Origin of the sequence: Marinomonas foliarum, assembly GCF_003337275.1 — a bacterium.
Taxonomy (GTDB): Bacteria; Pseudomonadota; Gammaproteobacteria; order Pseudomonadales; family Marinomonadaceae; genus Marinomonas; species Marinomonas foliarum.
Window position 1 is genome coordinate 38,663 of the sequence record NZ_QPJQ01000034.1, and the last position, 14,454, is coordinate 53,116.

The window sequence follows — 14,454 nt, forward strand, 5'->3', positions numbered from 1 at the left end:
TAATCAGGCGCGTGGCATTCAGTCCAACGCAGCGATTAATTCATAAGCACGATCAAAGTCGATCTTGCCAGTGAGTCGATAAACGTCGGCATTCGCCAGTTCACTACAATAGTGCGCCACAGAGTCAATGGCGTTTAGGTCGGCAAACTCACCGCTCTGATCTTGATAAAACGGCCCCGGACGTTTACGCAACCCTTCGATAACTTCGGCCTGAGACGACAAATCAACCGACTCTAATTGTGTCGCCTCAGAGCTATCTAATGACCAGTCCAACATAATGAGACGAGACAAGTTCCCTGCCAGGCAAACACGGTTTGGGCCGTATTCATCTTCGATTTGAACATCGTATTTTTCTTCCAAAGACCACAGCTCACTTTGCGGCATTTGGCGCAAGGCTTGCTGGCGCGCTTCTGGCAAAATGTGACGTAAACGCTCGGCATGTAACAAGGTACCTGGGTTTACTCGCGGCAGTTTAGCCAAGCCGATGGTTTGCGTACCTTGCTCAGTCTTTTTAAACAGAATGCGATCGTTGGTGAGAAAATCACGCTCAGGATTTTCCAGACAACGCAGCATCAAGGTGGACTTGCCACCGCCCGATCCAGCAGCAATGGCAGTGGCTTGGCCGTTTACACAAAACGCTGACGCGTGGCCCAAGGTGAAGCCTTCGCGTAAGTAATGATTCAAAAACTGATTGTTAATGAAGTTGATGATTTGTGCCAAGTTAGAGGCGCAGGGCCCCACAGCAACCGCATGATCTGGGCGCTGTAAAAACGCCATACCGGTTTTGAACTTTTTAATCCAACGTCCACCAGCCACATCAAGATAACCTTCTTTACGGCCTTGTTTACCTTCTTCACGTGGCACATTTAACCAATCAAGCTCATCGCCAACGACGTTTTGCTCCATCACATACAAGTTCAAAGACGTTGTGGTGTGAGCCTCGGCCTTCAAATAACTACGATAATAATCAGCAATACCAGCTAACAACATGCCTTCATTGGAATGCACGATAACCGATAAGTCGGCAAAGTGAAGTCGAATCGTTTCGTCACAATGACTTAGCGCTTCGTTTACATGGGGCAAGTTCAATAGGGTTTTAATCATGATGCCATCTCCTTCTTTTGCAATACGCCTTCTTGTACAACACATTCTCGCAAAATATAGTCCGCATACACACTGGCGGCGTCGATATCGCAACCTTCTAAAGCGCCTTTGAAGCCACCAAAAGCCGACACTTCAAACACTACTGGACCTTGATCGGTCAGGGCAATATCTACGGTAGTGAAACTCAGGTCATAACAAGATTGGGCGCGGCGACCTAAGTCAATCAACGCGGCATCAGGCTCAAATTTCTCATACTTGCCACCGCTGTTAATCGTGGTGTTCCAAGAGTCTTTATTGCCGACCCTCGCATAAGTACAAAGGTATTCACCGCCAACAAACACCATGCCTAAATCTCGACCATCTAATTTCACCGTTTGCTGTATATAATAAATGGACTGACTCTGACGATACTCTTCCAACGCGTTGCGAACAAATTCGTCACTGTCGTCTTCGGTCAACATAATCATGCCGCGGGCTTTGGTGGAATAGAGGGGTTTTAATATCGCGGAGCCAAATTCTCGCACTGTAGCAAAAGCTTGTTCTGGGTTCTCTGTGATGCGCGTTTTCGGCATAGGAATGTTGCCTTGCTGCAACGCCAGAGTACCGCTTAAGCGGTTTACCAAATTACCCACACTTTGAGTTGGGCTAAACAGTTTGACGCCAGCGCGTTCTGCATAAGACAACAAATGAATACGGTCTTCTGTGGCAGGCGCATAGACTTCGCTGATCTTCTTGATGATCAAACCGTCTAGCGTCATCAAATCTAAGTCTTGAAACATCAATTGATTGGTGTCTAAGCGCAACTCAACTTGGCTCATATCGATCACAGCACGAAAGCCAGTTCGCTCTTCAAGGCGATCCGCCAATACTTCTGTGGACCATTTTCCCGGGATGCCAATGACCCCGATTTTCGGCTTATTCAACGTAAAGCTCCTTAAGCGGTAAGGTAAATGTTTGGGCTTGTTCTGTGGTGCGTTCTTCTGACGACAGCTTTGCTAAGCGCTCCAGCAAATAGCGAGCACGTAAATGCATTCGAGAAGCCAGTTTTTTATCAAAAATAAAGCGTGTAGAAGTCGCAAAAGAACGGGCTAGCCCGGCGGCTAAGCGCACCTCAAACGTGGCATCTTGTTGGCGAGCAGCAAAGCGTCGACCAAAGCGATACACCTCTTTGGCGCTTTCCATCATCTGTGTTCGCGTCTCACCACTTAATACTTGCAAGCGGTAAATAGAGACCATTAACACCGACAAATCCTGAACATAATCAAAGTAAGACGCGCGATGCAGATCAATAAAATACACACGTTTTTCCGAGTCATCGTAAATCAGATTATCGACGTTAAAATCCCCGTGGGTCAGCACGGAAAAAGGCGCTCGCCATTGAGCTTCGTGTACCGCTACGCGACGTACTAACTCATCAAAGCTTAGACTGGTGTAACCACAAATGCGTTCTTCGTCTTTAAAAAATTCAGGATGAACCTTACGACTGTCGCCAATGCGTTTTTGCAGTTGTTTCATGAAATTCGCCGTACAAGACTCCGGCGTTAGACTGGCTTTCCATGTTTGATTAAGGGTTTTAAATAAGACTTTTAGCGCGGCTTGTGTGCCCTCTTGGTCACCATCGAGTAACAAAGCTTCCAAGGTCTTTCCTGGAATATGTTCGATCAATAAAGACGATTGCCCATTGCTGTCATCGCTCTTCCCATTGATTTGAGATGTGCCTGTTTGAGAAAGAACGCTAGGGGCTAATCTAGGATCAATATTGCGCCATTGATTCACGCCAGCCACTTCTTCTTCAATCTTGTCGCGATCGCCTTCTTTGTAAACCGCCAACACCTCTTTACCAGATTCATCCTTATGAGTAATCGCCGCAATCGCACTGCCAGAGCGAGTCAACGCCAAGCGGCGAACTTTCAAATCTCGCAGGTCATAATTTAGGTTGGTCGCGCTGTCCAATAAATGGGGGTAATTTTGCAATGTCGCCACTTGGCCAAGATCCGCTTTAATCAAGGCTTCAGCCACCACGCCTAATTGTTCTATCAGACGTTTCACACTGACATTGCTTAGAATCGCAGCGCGCAGTTGGTCATCGCTCAGATCGAACTTCGCTTGCAAAGTTAACGCTTGCAGCTCGTTATAGCTTGCCAGTAGCTTATGCGTGCGTCGGCCTAGCTTGATACCCGTTCGTCGACGATTTTCGCTCACACCGACTTTCACTAAGCGCAAAGCACGTCTGATACGTTTCACCAACTTGCGGCACTCTGGCCCAGTCGGATGCTCGTAGGCTTCCTCTAGCGTGCCCTCACGGACACAATCGAAACAATGCTTGGTCAACATCTCAAGGGCGATCACCAAGGTATGCATGCCACTGACTTGCGCATGGAAGGTGGTATGAGCTTTGCGACGCTCTAATAAACGTGCCGTTTCAATATCGGCTTTTTCACGCAGCGCTTGCACATAACCACGACGCCCACGAATGCTCGACAATAACTCAACAGAACCTGATGTAAAAAAAAGCTCAACGAGATGACAGTGTGTTTCGACCTCATGCAAGAGAAAAGACACATGCTCTTGTAGAGTCGCCACAACTGGGGTTGAAGGCATAACATTTTTCCCTACTACTTTTACCTTTGACTATACAGACAGTAGAAAGCATCAAGATGACAGTTATGTGACAAGTCGATATCTAACTGCATGATAAGCAAATGAACCATCCGCTTCATTGTTTAAAATACCATCACTTAAAACATGACTTGTCGTCCAAAATATCGTTACTATCGAATGATAAGAAATGTTTCCAGATCAAGGATGTGCTTCATGACAATTAATTTTAGACAAAAAATTCGATCTAACCGCCTTCATAACAGCCGTAATTCTGACGACACAAAAATAGCGCCACAGGGCGACTTCGAAAGTGACAGAGGGCGCATTATAAATTCCGCAGCTATTCGTCGCTTGCAGCAGAAAACACAAGTCTTTCCTCTTGAGCGCAATGCTGCCGTACGCAGTCGTTTGACCCATTCTATGGAAGTACAGCAAGTTGGGCGTTACATTAGCCAGTTGGTATTTCAGAGTTTGTCGAAAGACAGGGGAAAGCTAGAGGAATATGGACTGACTGGATTAGACCGCCAATTTGAATCCATCGTCGAAATGTCTTGTCTAATGCATGATGTGGGCAACCCGCCCTTCGGTCACTTTGGTGAAGACACCATGATCAAATGGTTTGAGAAACATACAAGCCAATTTCTTAAGCGTTTTATGCCAGATACTGACGACTCAGACATCAAACTCAACGACGAACTGACCGCTCTAGAACGTGACATCTGTAACTTTGAAGGTAATGCTCAAGCCATTCGCTTAGTACACAGTTTGCTTGCGCTCAACCTCACCTATAGCCAACTGTCTGGCATTATAAAATACACTCGTCGTGGCGATACTTCCAAGCCAGACAAAAATTACCTACAAAAAAAGGTCGGCTTTTATTTGAGTGAAGCGCCCTTTATCAAAGCATTAAGAGAAGCGTTAAATATTCAAGAAGGAAGACGCTCCCCCTTCGCTTACATAATGGAAGCCGCTGACGATATTTCTTATGGTGTGGCTGATATCGAAGATGCCGAAGAGAAAGGCATTTTAGCTATTACGGATTTACCAAACATTTTACGTGAAGAATTTATCAATACTTGCCAATCAGATGATTTCAAACTGCCAGTCAATCAAATGATGGATGAGATTATTGCCTCTGCCGAATCCATGTATCGACAAAACAAAATCGACAGTATGTTCTTTGTTGGACTGCGTGTAGGCATCAATAAAGAACTGCCGAAATACGCTTGTAAACGTTTTATCGACAATATCGATGCCGTATTCCACGGCTCTTTTAACAACGCCCTAATTGAGGATGGTAGCTATCATCATGCCGTGGTCGAAACACTCAAAACAGTGGCTCGAAAATACGCCTTCAGCACGCCTGAAGTAGAAGGACAAGAGCTACAAGGCTACCGAATCATCAATGGACTACTGGATATTTATGCCCCATTACTCAAACTAGACAGAGCCAGCTTCAACAAGGTTCTAGACAACGATATAAAAGCACCCGCATACGAGGCGAGAGTATTTAGAAAACTCTCACAAAAACACATTCGTGCCTATCGAGCCGCCATCGAAGACAAAACTCTGACTGACTTCAAAACTCATTTCAAAGGCAGCACACTTGAACCCATTAGCGACGATACGTGGGAGTTTTACTTTCGTTGTCGCTTAATTCAAGACTACATCAGCGGCATGACCGACCAATTCGCCTACGACGAATACCGCGCCTTGCATGTGATTGATTAGAAAAGGAGGCAATATGAAAGGACCTAATCCAGATAACAAAGTACCAATGAAAGGCTTCCCACAAGTGGGTTATCTCAAAAATTTCATTACCCGAGACAATATAATCGTTGGCGATTACACCTATTACGATGATCCAGATGGGCCAGAACACTTCGAAAGTAATGTGCTTTATCACTTTGATTTTATTGGCGATAAGCTAATTATCGGTAAGTTTTGCGCCATCGCGAAAGACGTTACATTCATAATGAATGGCGCGAACCACGCCAACGCTGGTTTCTCAACGTATCCGTTTTATATCTTCGGCAATGGTTGGGAAAAAGCGGCACCCGAAGCTGGCGACTTACCCTACAAAGGCGATACAAATATAGGCAACGATGTGTGGATTGGCTACGACGCCACCATCATGCCCGGTGTGCAAATCGGTAACGGCGCCATTATCGCCAGCAAATCCGTGGTGACATCCGACGTGCCAGCTTACAGCGTGGTCGGTGGCAATCCTGCCAAGATCATCAAATACCGTTTTGACGAACAAACCATTCAAGCATTACAAAACATTGCTTGGTGGGATTGGAACGCCGAGAAAATCACTCAATATTTGAAAGCTATCGCCGGTGCTGATTTAGCCAAACTACAAGCCGCTAAAGATGAGTAAATAAAATAACAAAGGTTAATTCATGACAATCAATATCCGCACCATACAAGCAAGCGACGCAGCGGCATGGTCTGCACTAAGAGTTGAATTTCTACCAGAAATAAAAGACATCAGCCAAGCGGAAGTCGATGCTTTCTTTCTAGGAGCTTATCCCAATGTAAAAGAGGTGTTAGTTGCGCTTGATGACTCAAAAAAGATGGTTGGTTTTATCGAGTTAAACCTTCGCGACAATGTCCCTGGCAGCAGCCAGCAAACCACCCCTTACATCGAAGCTTGGTTTGTATCACCAGATTGCCAAGGACAAGGCATTGGCAAAGCCTTGATTCACGCCGCCGAAGAGTGGGCAATACAACAAGGTTTTCAGGAGCTTGGCAGCGACGCCCCGATCTCCAACGAAAAAAGTGTGAACCTTCACAAACAACTTGGCTTTAACGAAATAGAACGCGTGGTGTGTTTGCTGAAACCTTTGAAGGGGTAAATATCATGATCAAACAAGTCGGCCCAACAGAGATAAGACTTAAACACAAAGCCAGTTGTCATTGTGGCGCGGTTGAATTGGAATTAACCCTACCTAACGGTATCGAAAATCCAAGGCGCTGCGATTGCTCTATTTGTCGTCGAAAAGGCGCCATCGTAGGCTCTGTCGCACTAGATAACCTTCGCATAGTAAAAGGCCATGATGTGTTAACGCTGTATCAATTTAACACCAATACTGCCAAGCATTTCTTCTGTTCAAACTGTGGCATTTACACCCACCACCAACGTCGATCCTTTCCTGATTTATACGGCTACAACATAGGGTGTCTTGAAGGAGTGAACCCTTATGATTTTGGTGAAATCCAAACAGTCGACGGCGTTAATCACCCTGCAGATCGTAAATCATAAAACCTCAGCATATCGCTGAGGTTTTATTCCCTTTCTACATAAGGTATTACCAGCCGCGACGATCCGCGAAGTCGTGCCATTTCATGATCATCGGTAAGAACCAAGGCTTACCCGTGTAAAGCGGACGAGTATTGAACGGAAACTGGTCGAAAGACGTTTTTCCTTCTACTTGGTTTAATACCTGCTGGGCGATTTTGCGGCCAAAATAATTGGCACGGCCCACACCCGATCCGCAATAACCCATGGCGTAATGCATATCGTCCATCTTGCCGATGTGTGGCACATGGTCGAAAGTGTAGGCAACATAACCTGACCAAGCATAATCAATTTTTGCCTCTTCCAGCTGAGGAAAAGTACGAATCATGAAGTCTTGTAGGTATTTCGAATACAGCTGTGGCTGATCACCACGACCAAATGCTCGTCCGCCAAACAAGATGCGTTTGCCATCTGGCGAAGGTCGATAATAAGCAACCAAACGCTCGGTGCCACCATGGGCGCGTAATTTCGGGCTCACGGAACGAATCACAGATTCAGGTAATTCTTCGGTGGCAATCATCGCAGAACGAATAGGAATGATGCGACGTTTGAATTTATCAAATTCACCGCCTGTGTAGCCATTGGTCGCGATAATCACTTGATCGGCATCGATAACACCGCCATCGTACTGAACCTTGTACATGGCATTCTGTTTACTGACATCGCGCACCTTGGTGTGTTCTAGCATTAACACTCCGGCTTGTTGAGCAATTTGGCAAAGTCCACGATGTAACTTGGCGGGCTGTAAGGTACCATCGGTCGGATAAATCACACCACCGTAATACGCGTTAGAACCCACTTCCTCGAATTGATCCTGACGGCTCACCGCAATCGCTGGGAAGTCCACGACCTTCGCGAGCTCTTCCGCTTGCTCGATCAAGCCCGCGTAATGACTCGGATGACTCGCACCACGAAAGCGGCCACACAAGGACAAATCACAATCAATTTGCTCTTCCTTAATAAAATCTACCAGCCAATTAAAGGCTACTAAGCTTTCACGAATCGTCTCATGAACATTGTCACGACCATACTGGCGTTCGAGTCCATCGACGCCTAATTTGCTGAAGCTTGGCCCAAGCAAACCGCCATTTCGACAGCTCGCGCCTTCGCCTAAATGCCCAGCTTCTAGTAGAACCACTTTGAGTCCCGCTCGCGCCAAGGTAATGGCTGCAGAGATGCCAGTAAAGCCGCCACCGACAATAACAGCATCGGCTTTTTGTGGGATTTCAAAGCGTGCGTTTGCGTGGATTTTGCTCGCCAAAGACGTATCTGCCAGCCAAAAAGGCATGTTGGTATACGTCGATATATTTTTTGCCAACATATCGATTTCATTCCATAAAATAAGGGTAAGTTCGTACTTTTCTTTAACAGCCAACTTAAATCGTATGAACGATGTCGCGAGCTAATCAGTCATCAAAGTACGTGTTGTAAAAACTCTCTCGTCCTATCCCACTGGGGATTCACCAACACCTGTTCTGGTGGCCCAACTTCGATGATTTCTCCGTCGGCCATGAACACCACGCGATCAGCAACTTGTCGAGCAAACTGCATTTCATGAGTAACACACACCATGGTCATGCCGGTTTTGGCGAGGTCGATCATCACGTCCAATACTTCCTTGACCATTTCAGGGTCAAGCGCAGAGGTTGGTTCATCGAACAGCATGATTTTTGGTTCCATGGCGAGGGATCTGGAAATCGCCACCCGTTGTTGCTGACCGCCAGACAATTGCCCCGGATAACGTGTCGCGAGATGAGCAATCCCGACTCGATCCAGCAAACGCATCACCATTTTATCGGCGTCGCGCTCTGACATTTTGCGCAGCCAAGTTAAACCCAAGGTACAGTTCTGCAAGACAGTAAGATGAGGGAATAAATTAAAGTTCTGAAACACCATGCCCATGGTTTGGTGAATGATCTTATGGCTTTGACGATCCCGAGAAAGCGGCTGACCAAACACGGAAACCACGCCTTCTTGGTACTCTTCTAAATGATTCAGAGAACGAATCAGCGTCGATTTACCTGAGCCAGACGGCCCACACACCACCATAATTTCGCCTTCGCTAATGTCTAGAGATACGTCTTTAAGAACGTGATGATCTCCGTACCATTTGTTCAGGTTATCGATTTTAATCGCCGTTTCAGTGACGGATTTTTGGGCTAAATTTCCTGATGACGTCGTCATTAGCGATCCACCTTTAAACGTTTTTCAAGATTCAAACTGTATTGGGACATGCTGTAGCACAAGATAAAGAAGAGCACGGAAATCATCACCAAAGGCTCGGTGTGCATTCCCACCCAGTCTTTATCGTTGGCAATGTTGCGCGCCATCAACATGATGTCGAACAAGCCAATGATGGAAACCAAGGTGGTGTCTTTCAGCAAACTGATAAACGACGTCATAATGTTTGGAATCATCATTCTTAACGCCTGAGGCAAAATAATCAGTACCATGGTGTGCAGATAACCTAAGCCAAGTGTAGCGGCCGCTTCGTACTGGCCTTTTGGAATCGCTTGCAAACCACCACGAATGTTTTCCGCCATATAAGCACCAGCAAACAAACACACCGCAACCAGTACTTGCGTGAGCTTGTTAAACTCCATATCCGCCGGCAAAAAGATAGGCAATAAGGTCACCGCCATAAACAATACGGTGATCAAAGGCACAGAGCGAACCAGCTCGATCACTGTCATCGACAACCAATGAATCACTGGCAATTTAGAACGTCGACCTAGCGCTAAAATCACACCAACAGGAATCGCCATGGTGATGGCAAAACCAGCAATAATGAAGGTTAGGAACAAACCGCCCCAACGCTCAATTGGCACAGGCTCAAGTGATACTTGGCTAAGGCCAAGAGCGATCACCAATGCAACAAGCAACCAAACAGCAACAAAGCTCAACAGATGAATACGGCGCTCAACCAAGCGTGATACCAGCGGCACAAACAGTTCGTTTAGGCCTTTTTTGCCAAGCACCGACAAGATCCAGTTAGCGTAGATAATGGTTAGGAAAGCCAAGGCAAGACAGGTCATCGCGCCATGTACCAAGCCCAATTCCTCGCCGAAACGGCCGCCTAAGAAAAGATAAGCACCCACAAAAGGATACAGGCCAATCCAAGACAACAAGATGAAGTTACGCAAAGCAATGCGCTTCGACATCAGCGGTAATAGCCACACCAACCCGAGCAATACGCCGATATTGACGCGCCATTGCTCGTCCACCGGAAAACGCCCGTAAATTAAGCCATTAAACCAGCTAATAACACCTGCCCAACAGGCACCGTCTGGGCTGATATCCATACATTGACGACGATTATCCGCGATGAAAACCGCGTTAAATACCGCCCAATCCAACACATGTTTCACTAAATAAAACAGCACTGTCGCCACACACAAAGTCAGTAAGCTGTTGCCAATGCTGTTAAAACAACGATGGCGAATTGTGCCAAGAATACCTCTTTCGCTTTTACGTGGCGGACGAGGTGGAGTCGGGACAAATTGCTTTAAAGCAGGTTGGTTTTTCACATTCAAATCGTCCATTTATCGCACCTTATACTGCACGCTGTCGTTGTACTTGTTGAGCAAGTAAGAGATCAGCAAACTGATGAAGATATAGAAACCCATAACCATAAAGATGATCTCGATAGCGCGTCCGGTTTGGTTCATGGAAGTTTGCATGAACACAGACACCAATTCCGGGAAGCCAATCGCCACCGCCAGTGACGAGTCTTTTGTCGCTGCCAACCAAGAGTTGGTCATTGGCGGAATAATGGATCGAATCGCTTGAGGAATCAGAATCAAGCGCAACGACTGAACGCGTGAGAAACCAATGGTAAACGCAGCTTCATGCTGTCCTCGGTCGATAGACTGCATACCAGCTCGAACCGTTTCAGCGATAGCCGCAGATCGATACACCGTCATGGCAACAAACGCCGCACCGAATGACGCAGGAAGAAACGCACCGCCGCTGAAGTTAAAGCCTTGTAGTGTTGGAGCAGACAAACTCGTCGAATTCAAAAAGGTCCAAATCGCCCAGCAAGCAACTAACGCCCACGCAACTAAGCCGATATAGAATCCTGTGGAACGAGAACCTGACAAGGTGTAATAAGGTTTAGACCAACGAAATAAGGCGTAAAGCGCAGTGATCAAGGCCACTCCAAGGGCAACAATCCATCCCCATGACAAGGTACTTTCCATTGTCATCACATAAAGACCACGATTATTTAGGAAAAGCCATTCGCCAAGGTGATAGCTTTGGCGAGGCGCAGGCAAGGTCGAAAACACCACAGTAAACCAAAAAATAATCTGTATTAACAGAGGCACATTACGCACGACTTCAACGTACCAACGTGCTAATTGAGAAACCAAAGGGTTATCGGATAATCTTAAAATCCCCACCGCTGTACCAATGAGAGTGCCGACAACAATCACGCAGAAAGACAAAATTAGCGTGTTCACAATACCGACTAAAAATACACGCCAGTAAGTCATACCTGGGTCGTAAGGAATCAGACTCCAGCTAATATTAAATCCTGCCGTCACCTGCAGAAAATCAAAGCCAAACGTCATGCCTAGGCGGTTTAAGTTTTCACTGGCATTGGCGAATAAAAACCACAAGCCGAACAAAACCAGCATCAAGACAATGGCTTGCAAGATCACCGCTCTGCTTGAATCATTATTAAGCAAAGACAGCCATTTTTGTGTCGTAGACGAAGGTAAACCAGCACCCTTAGTCGGGCGTTTTTGTGGTTTACTCGTAGAGGACTGAATCATATCTATATACCGAACGAAGGAGGAAAACTAAAATTGCAGCAATAGATAGGCCTAGAAACATAACCTACCTATTGCATTCACTATTAGTAAATAGAATTAGCGGAAAGACTTCGCGTACATCATGCCGCCGTTAGTCCACAACGCATTCAATGTACCTTCACGATCTAGACCCAGAACACTATTCGTTCCTACGTTACGTTCGTATACTTCACCGTAATTACCAACGTTTTTAATAACTTGATATGCCCAATCTTGCGGAAGCCCTAGACCTGTATTCAAGTCACCTTCAACACCGAGTAAGCGTCGAACTACTGGGCTTTGACTTTCTGCACGCATTTTCTCGACGTTTTGTGAATTCACACCAAATTCTTCTGCTGCAACCATGGCAGCAAAGCTCCATTTCACAACGTTCGCCCATTCGCTGTCATTTTGTTTAACAGCGAATGACAAAGCTTCTTTAGAAATTGTTTCTGGCAAAATAATGTAGTCATCTGGGTTTTGCGCAGCTGAACGTTGCGCTGCTAAACCCGATTTGTCATTGGTTAATGCGTCGCAGTTATTGTTGAAAAAAGCCGTGTTACGCACGGATGAATCATCAAATACGACGGTTTTGATATCTAAATTATTCGCACGGCTATAATCCGCGATATTCAATTCACTAGAGGTTCCGGTCAATACACAAACCGTCGCGCCTTTAAGTTCTTTAACAGATTTCACACCTAAGTCTTTACGCACCATGAAACCTTGGCCGTCGTAAAAATAGGTATCAAGGAAGTCCAGACCTTGTGCCGCATCACGGGAAAGCGTCCACGTCATGCCTTTTGATAAAATGTCACCTTTACCACTCTTAATAGAAGTGAAACTTTGCGCCCACTGTACTGGCAAGAATTTCACTTTAGTGGCATCACCAAACACCGCGGAAGCAACACCACGACACATATCAATGTCCATGCCTTGCCACTCGCCAGCTTTGTTTAAGCTGTAAAAACCTGGAAATGAGTTACCAATTACACAGTTTACATAACCACGTTCTTTGACTGCATCTAGGGTAGACGTGGTGTCCGCTGCATAACTGTTTGCCGCTAGAAGCGTTGTAGTTGCTGCTAACGCTATAGAAAATTTCTTCATTGTTCGTTCCTTTATATGCTGTTGATTTTGTAATTTCTTTTTATTCAGACTCATTTTTATTATGAATCGAGTCCGCGACCCCATCGTTTTATTAAATCTTTTGATGCAGATCATACAACTAACAGTTAGGATCTTATGTGAAGATTTTCTATAATCACACTGAATATTTTTAATAGTCTAATAACTTTAGGTTATGCCTATGAACATCAATAAATTGCGTATATTTCACGAGGTCTTTGTTACTGGCAGTATCACCAGAGCCGCGGAGCGAAGCTATGTTAGCCAACCTGCCGCCAGTAAAATGCTCGCCAATTTTGAAGAAGAAATTGGCTATAAACTCTTTGTGCGTAACAACGGCAAGCTTATTCCGACCGACGAAGCACTCTACTTGCACGAAGAAGTCTATGGCATATTACAAGGCGTGAACCACTTAGAAGACAGCATTAAAAGAGCGAAAAACAGCAAGTCTGGTCGTTTGCGAATCGCCACTATTTTTGGCCCATCTTACCAGTTTTTACCCGAGCTCATTGCTGACTATATGAAGACGAATCCGGGCGTTTACGTGAGCCTGCATCTTTCAGGTTGCTCTGCCATTCGCCAAGGTATCGCCTCTGGGCAATATCAAATCGGCTTAGTGGATAAAGCCCAAAGTTCTTCGAAACACGATGCGGTCGCCTTCGACTTACCTTGTTATTGCGCGGTGCCGAAAGATCATCCAGCCGCGCTATTAGACGTTATTCATCCTAAAGATTTATTGGATCTTAGCTGGATCACCCTGGATTCCGAGAACGCCACCACCAAAGCGCTCAAACGCATTTATGCGGAAACCGGATTGCCATTAAATCGCACCCTAGAAGTCCATACGACCATTCACGGTTTATCCTTCGTGAACCTAGGAATGGGCGCTACCCTCGTCGATATTTTGAACTTCCGCTACTTTGACAAAGTCTTTCAATTGCCCAATGTCGTGTTAAAACCCTTCGCTCCCAACATTGTGGAGCCGCTCGAAGTTCTAACCTCTAACTTAAGCCCATTGTCTGGCCTCGCCAAAGACTTTTACGACGAGTTAATCCACAAGCTGGAAATACAGACTCGACTCCCACAGGACGCGAGCAATGTCTAAGCACAATAAACCCCGCTGCGCGTGGGCCAGCACCGCGCCAGACTTTCCCCATTACCACGATAACGAGTGGGGCTTTCCGGTGGACGACGATCAGCGTTTATTTGAAAAACTCTGCTTAGAAACTTTTCAATCGGGTTTGAGCTGGCGCACGATCTTGAGCAAGCGAGACAACTTTCGTGCCGCCTTCGAGAGTTTCGACTTTCATAAAGTGGCATTATTTGGTGAGAAAGAAATAGAAGAATTACTCAATAACGACGGCATCGTGCGCAATAAACGCAAAATCCTCGCGGTGATTAACAACGCCAAACGCGCCCTAGAGATGATTGTTCTGGTCAAGTCCAACCGGACACTTTCCTAAAGGAGTTTTCATACTCAATGGGTGATTGGTCGCCATTCGACGAATGTAATCGCTCCAGATT

The 14,454-nt window shown here is 45.9% G+C and carries 13 protein-coding genes and 1 pseudogene; 6 read left to right on the forward strand and 8 right to left on the reverse strand.

Annotation, left to right across the window (positions count from 1 at the left end; all coding sequences use genetic code 11):
• Positions 1–18: 18 nt before the first annotated feature.
• From DFP77_RS15705 to DFP77_RS15715, 3 genes are read right to left on the reverse strand one after another with little or no spacing between them, the layout of a single operon-like run.
• Positions 19–1,104, reverse strand: coding sequence for an HprK-related kinase B (locus DFP77_RS15705; RefSeq protein WP_114413179.1), 1,086 nt, complete (start codon positions 1,102–1,104; stop codon positions 19–21).
• Positions 1,101–2,027, reverse strand: coding sequence for a GAK system ATP-grasp enzyme (locus tag DFP77_RS15710; RefSeq protein WP_114413180.1), 927 nt, complete (start codon positions 2,025–2,027; stop codon positions 1,101–1,103). The genes DFP77_RS15705 and DFP77_RS15710 overlap by 4 nt, the downstream gene beginning before the upstream one ends.
• Entirely contained in the window at positions 2,020–3,705 is a 1,686-nt protein-coding gene (locus DFP77_RS15715) for a phosphotransferase (RefSeq protein ID WP_114413181.1), read from the reverse strand. Before DFP77_RS15715 ends, DFP77_RS15710 begins: the two co-directional genes overlap by 8 nt.
• Positions 3,706–3,918: 213 nt before the next feature.
• Between DFP77_RS15715 and dgt the strand changes: the two genes are divergently transcribed.
• The 4 genes from dgt to DFP77_RS15735 are packed head-to-tail and all read left to right on the forward strand — an operon-like array spanning position 3,919 to position 6,973.
• On the forward strand, positions 3,919–5,436 hold the full coding sequence (gene dgt / locus DFP77_RS15720; RefSeq protein ID WP_114413182.1) for a dGTPase: 1,518 nt from the start codon (positions 3,919–3,921) through the stop codon (positions 5,434–5,436).
• A gap of 13 nt (positions 5,437–5,449) precedes the next feature.
• Entirely contained in the window at positions 5,450–6,088 is a 639-nt protein-coding gene (locus DFP77_RS15725) for a Vat family streptogramin A O-acetyltransferase (protein WP_114413183.1), read from the forward strand.
• Positions 6,089–6,110: 22 nt separating this feature from the next.
• Positions 6,111–6,566 carry a GNAT family N-acetyltransferase gene (locus DFP77_RS15730; protein WP_114413184.1) on the forward strand — a complete coding sequence of 152 codons (456 nt, stop codon included), beginning with the start codon at positions 6,111–6,113 and terminating at the stop codon, positions 6,564–6,566.
• A gap of 5 nt (positions 6,567–6,571) precedes the next feature.
• Positions 6,572–6,973, forward strand: a complete 402-nt coding sequence (locus DFP77_RS15735; protein WP_114413185.1) for a GFA family protein — start codon at positions 6,572–6,574, stop codon at positions 6,971–6,973.
• Between the two features lie 46 nt (positions 6,974–7,019).
• On the opposite strand, the gene DFP77_RS15740 is transcribed toward DFP77_RS15735, so the two are convergent.
• From DFP77_RS15740 to DFP77_RS15760, 5 genes are all read right to left on the reverse strand, one after another.
• Positions 7,020–8,330, reverse strand: coding sequence for an NAD(P)/FAD-dependent oxidoreductase (locus DFP77_RS15740; protein ID WP_114413186.1), 1,311 nt, complete (start codon positions 8,328–8,330; stop codon positions 7,020–7,022).
• A gap of 92 nt (positions 8,331–8,422) precedes the next feature.
• Positions 8,423–9,193 carry an amino acid ABC transporter ATP-binding protein gene (locus tag DFP77_RS15745; protein WP_114413187.1) on the reverse strand — a complete coding sequence of 257 codons (771 nt, stop codon included), beginning with the start codon at positions 9,191–9,193 and terminating at the stop codon, positions 8,423–8,425.
• Complete coding sequence (locus DFP77_RS15750) at positions 9,193–10,551, reverse strand: amino acid ABC transporter permease (protein ID WP_114413188.1); 1,359 nt, start codon at positions 10,549–10,551, stop codon at positions 9,193–9,195. Before DFP77_RS15750 ends, DFP77_RS15745 begins: the two co-directional genes overlap by 1 nt.
• Positions 10,552–11,784: an amino acid ABC transporter permease gene (locus tag DFP77_RS15755; protein WP_114413189.1), complete on the reverse strand. Its 1,233-nt coding sequence runs from the start codon at positions 11,782–11,784 to the stop codon at positions 10,552–10,554. It lies immediately after the preceding gene.
• A gap of 96 nt (positions 11,785–11,880) precedes the next feature.
• The gene (locus DFP77_RS15760; protein ID WP_114413190.1) at positions 11,881–12,912 is read right to left on the reverse strand and encodes an amino acid ABC transporter substrate-binding protein; all 1,032 of its coding nucleotides are present in this window, start codon (positions 12,910–12,912) and stop codon (positions 11,881–11,883) included.
• Positions 12,913–13,111: 199 nt separating this feature from the next.
• Here DFP77_RS15760 and DFP77_RS15765 point away from each other — a divergent pair, with 199 nt between their 5' ends.
• Both DFP77_RS15765 and DFP77_RS15770 read left to right on the forward strand, forming a co-directional pair.
• Entirely contained in the window at positions 13,112–14,035 is a 924-nt protein-coding gene (locus DFP77_RS15765; protein ID WP_114413191.1) for a LysR family transcriptional regulator, read from the forward strand.
• A pseudogene (locus tag DFP77_RS15770) lies at positions 14,028–14,360 on the forward strand (DNA-3-methyladenine glycosylase I); the annotation flags it as partial. The gene DFP77_RS15765 and the pseudogene DFP77_RS15770, both read left to right, overlap by 8 nt.
• Between the last annotated feature and the right edge of the window lie 94 nt (positions 14,361–14,454).

Excerpts from the sequence above, each read along its gene's own strand:
- DFP77_RS15705 (WP_114413179.1), bottom strand. The coding sequence starts at position 1,104 with ATGATTAAAACCCTATTGAACTTGCCCCATGTAAACGAAGCGCTAAGT.
- DFP77_RS15715 (WP_114413181.1), bottom strand. The coding sequence starts at position 3,705 with ATGCCTTCAACCCCAGTTGTGGCGACTCTACAAGAGCATGTGTCTTTT.
- dgt (WP_114413182.1), top strand. The coding sequence starts at position 3,919 with ATGACAATTAATTTTAGACAAAAAATTCGATCTAACCGCCTTCATAAC.
- DFP77_RS15725 (WP_114413183.1), top strand. The coding sequence starts at position 5,450 with ATGAAAGGACCTAATCCAGATAACAAAGTACCAATGAAAGGCTTCCCA.
- DFP77_RS15730 (WP_114413184.1), top strand. The coding sequence starts at position 6,111 with ATGACAATCAATATCCGCACCATACAAGCAAGCGACGCAGCGGCATGG.
- DFP77_RS15735 (WP_114413185.1), top strand. The coding sequence starts at position 6,572 with ATGATCAAACAAGTCGGCCCAACAGAGATAAGACTTAAACACAAAGCC.
- DFP77_RS15740 (WP_114413186.1), bottom strand. The coding sequence starts at position 8,330 with ATGTTGGCAAAAAATATATCGACGTATACCAACATGCCTTTTTGGCTG.
- DFP77_RS15745 (WP_114413187.1), bottom strand. The coding sequence starts at position 9,193 with ATGACGACGTCATCAGGAAATTTAGCCCAAAAATCCGTCACTGAAACG.
- DFP77_RS15750 (WP_114413188.1), bottom strand. The coding sequence starts at position 10,551 with ATGGACGATTTGAATGTGAAAAACCAACCTGCTTTAAAGCAATTTGTC.
- DFP77_RS15755 (WP_114413189.1), bottom strand. The coding sequence starts at position 11,784 with ATGATTCAGTCCTCTACGAGTAAACCACAAAAACGCCCGACTAAGGGT.
- DFP77_RS15760 (WP_114413190.1), bottom strand. The coding sequence starts at position 12,912 with ATGAAGAAATTTTCTATAGCGTTAGCAGCAACTACAACGCTTCTAGCG.
- DFP77_RS15765 (WP_114413191.1), top strand. The coding sequence starts at position 13,112 with ATGAACATCAATAAATTGCGTATATTTCACGAGGTCTTTGTTACTGGC.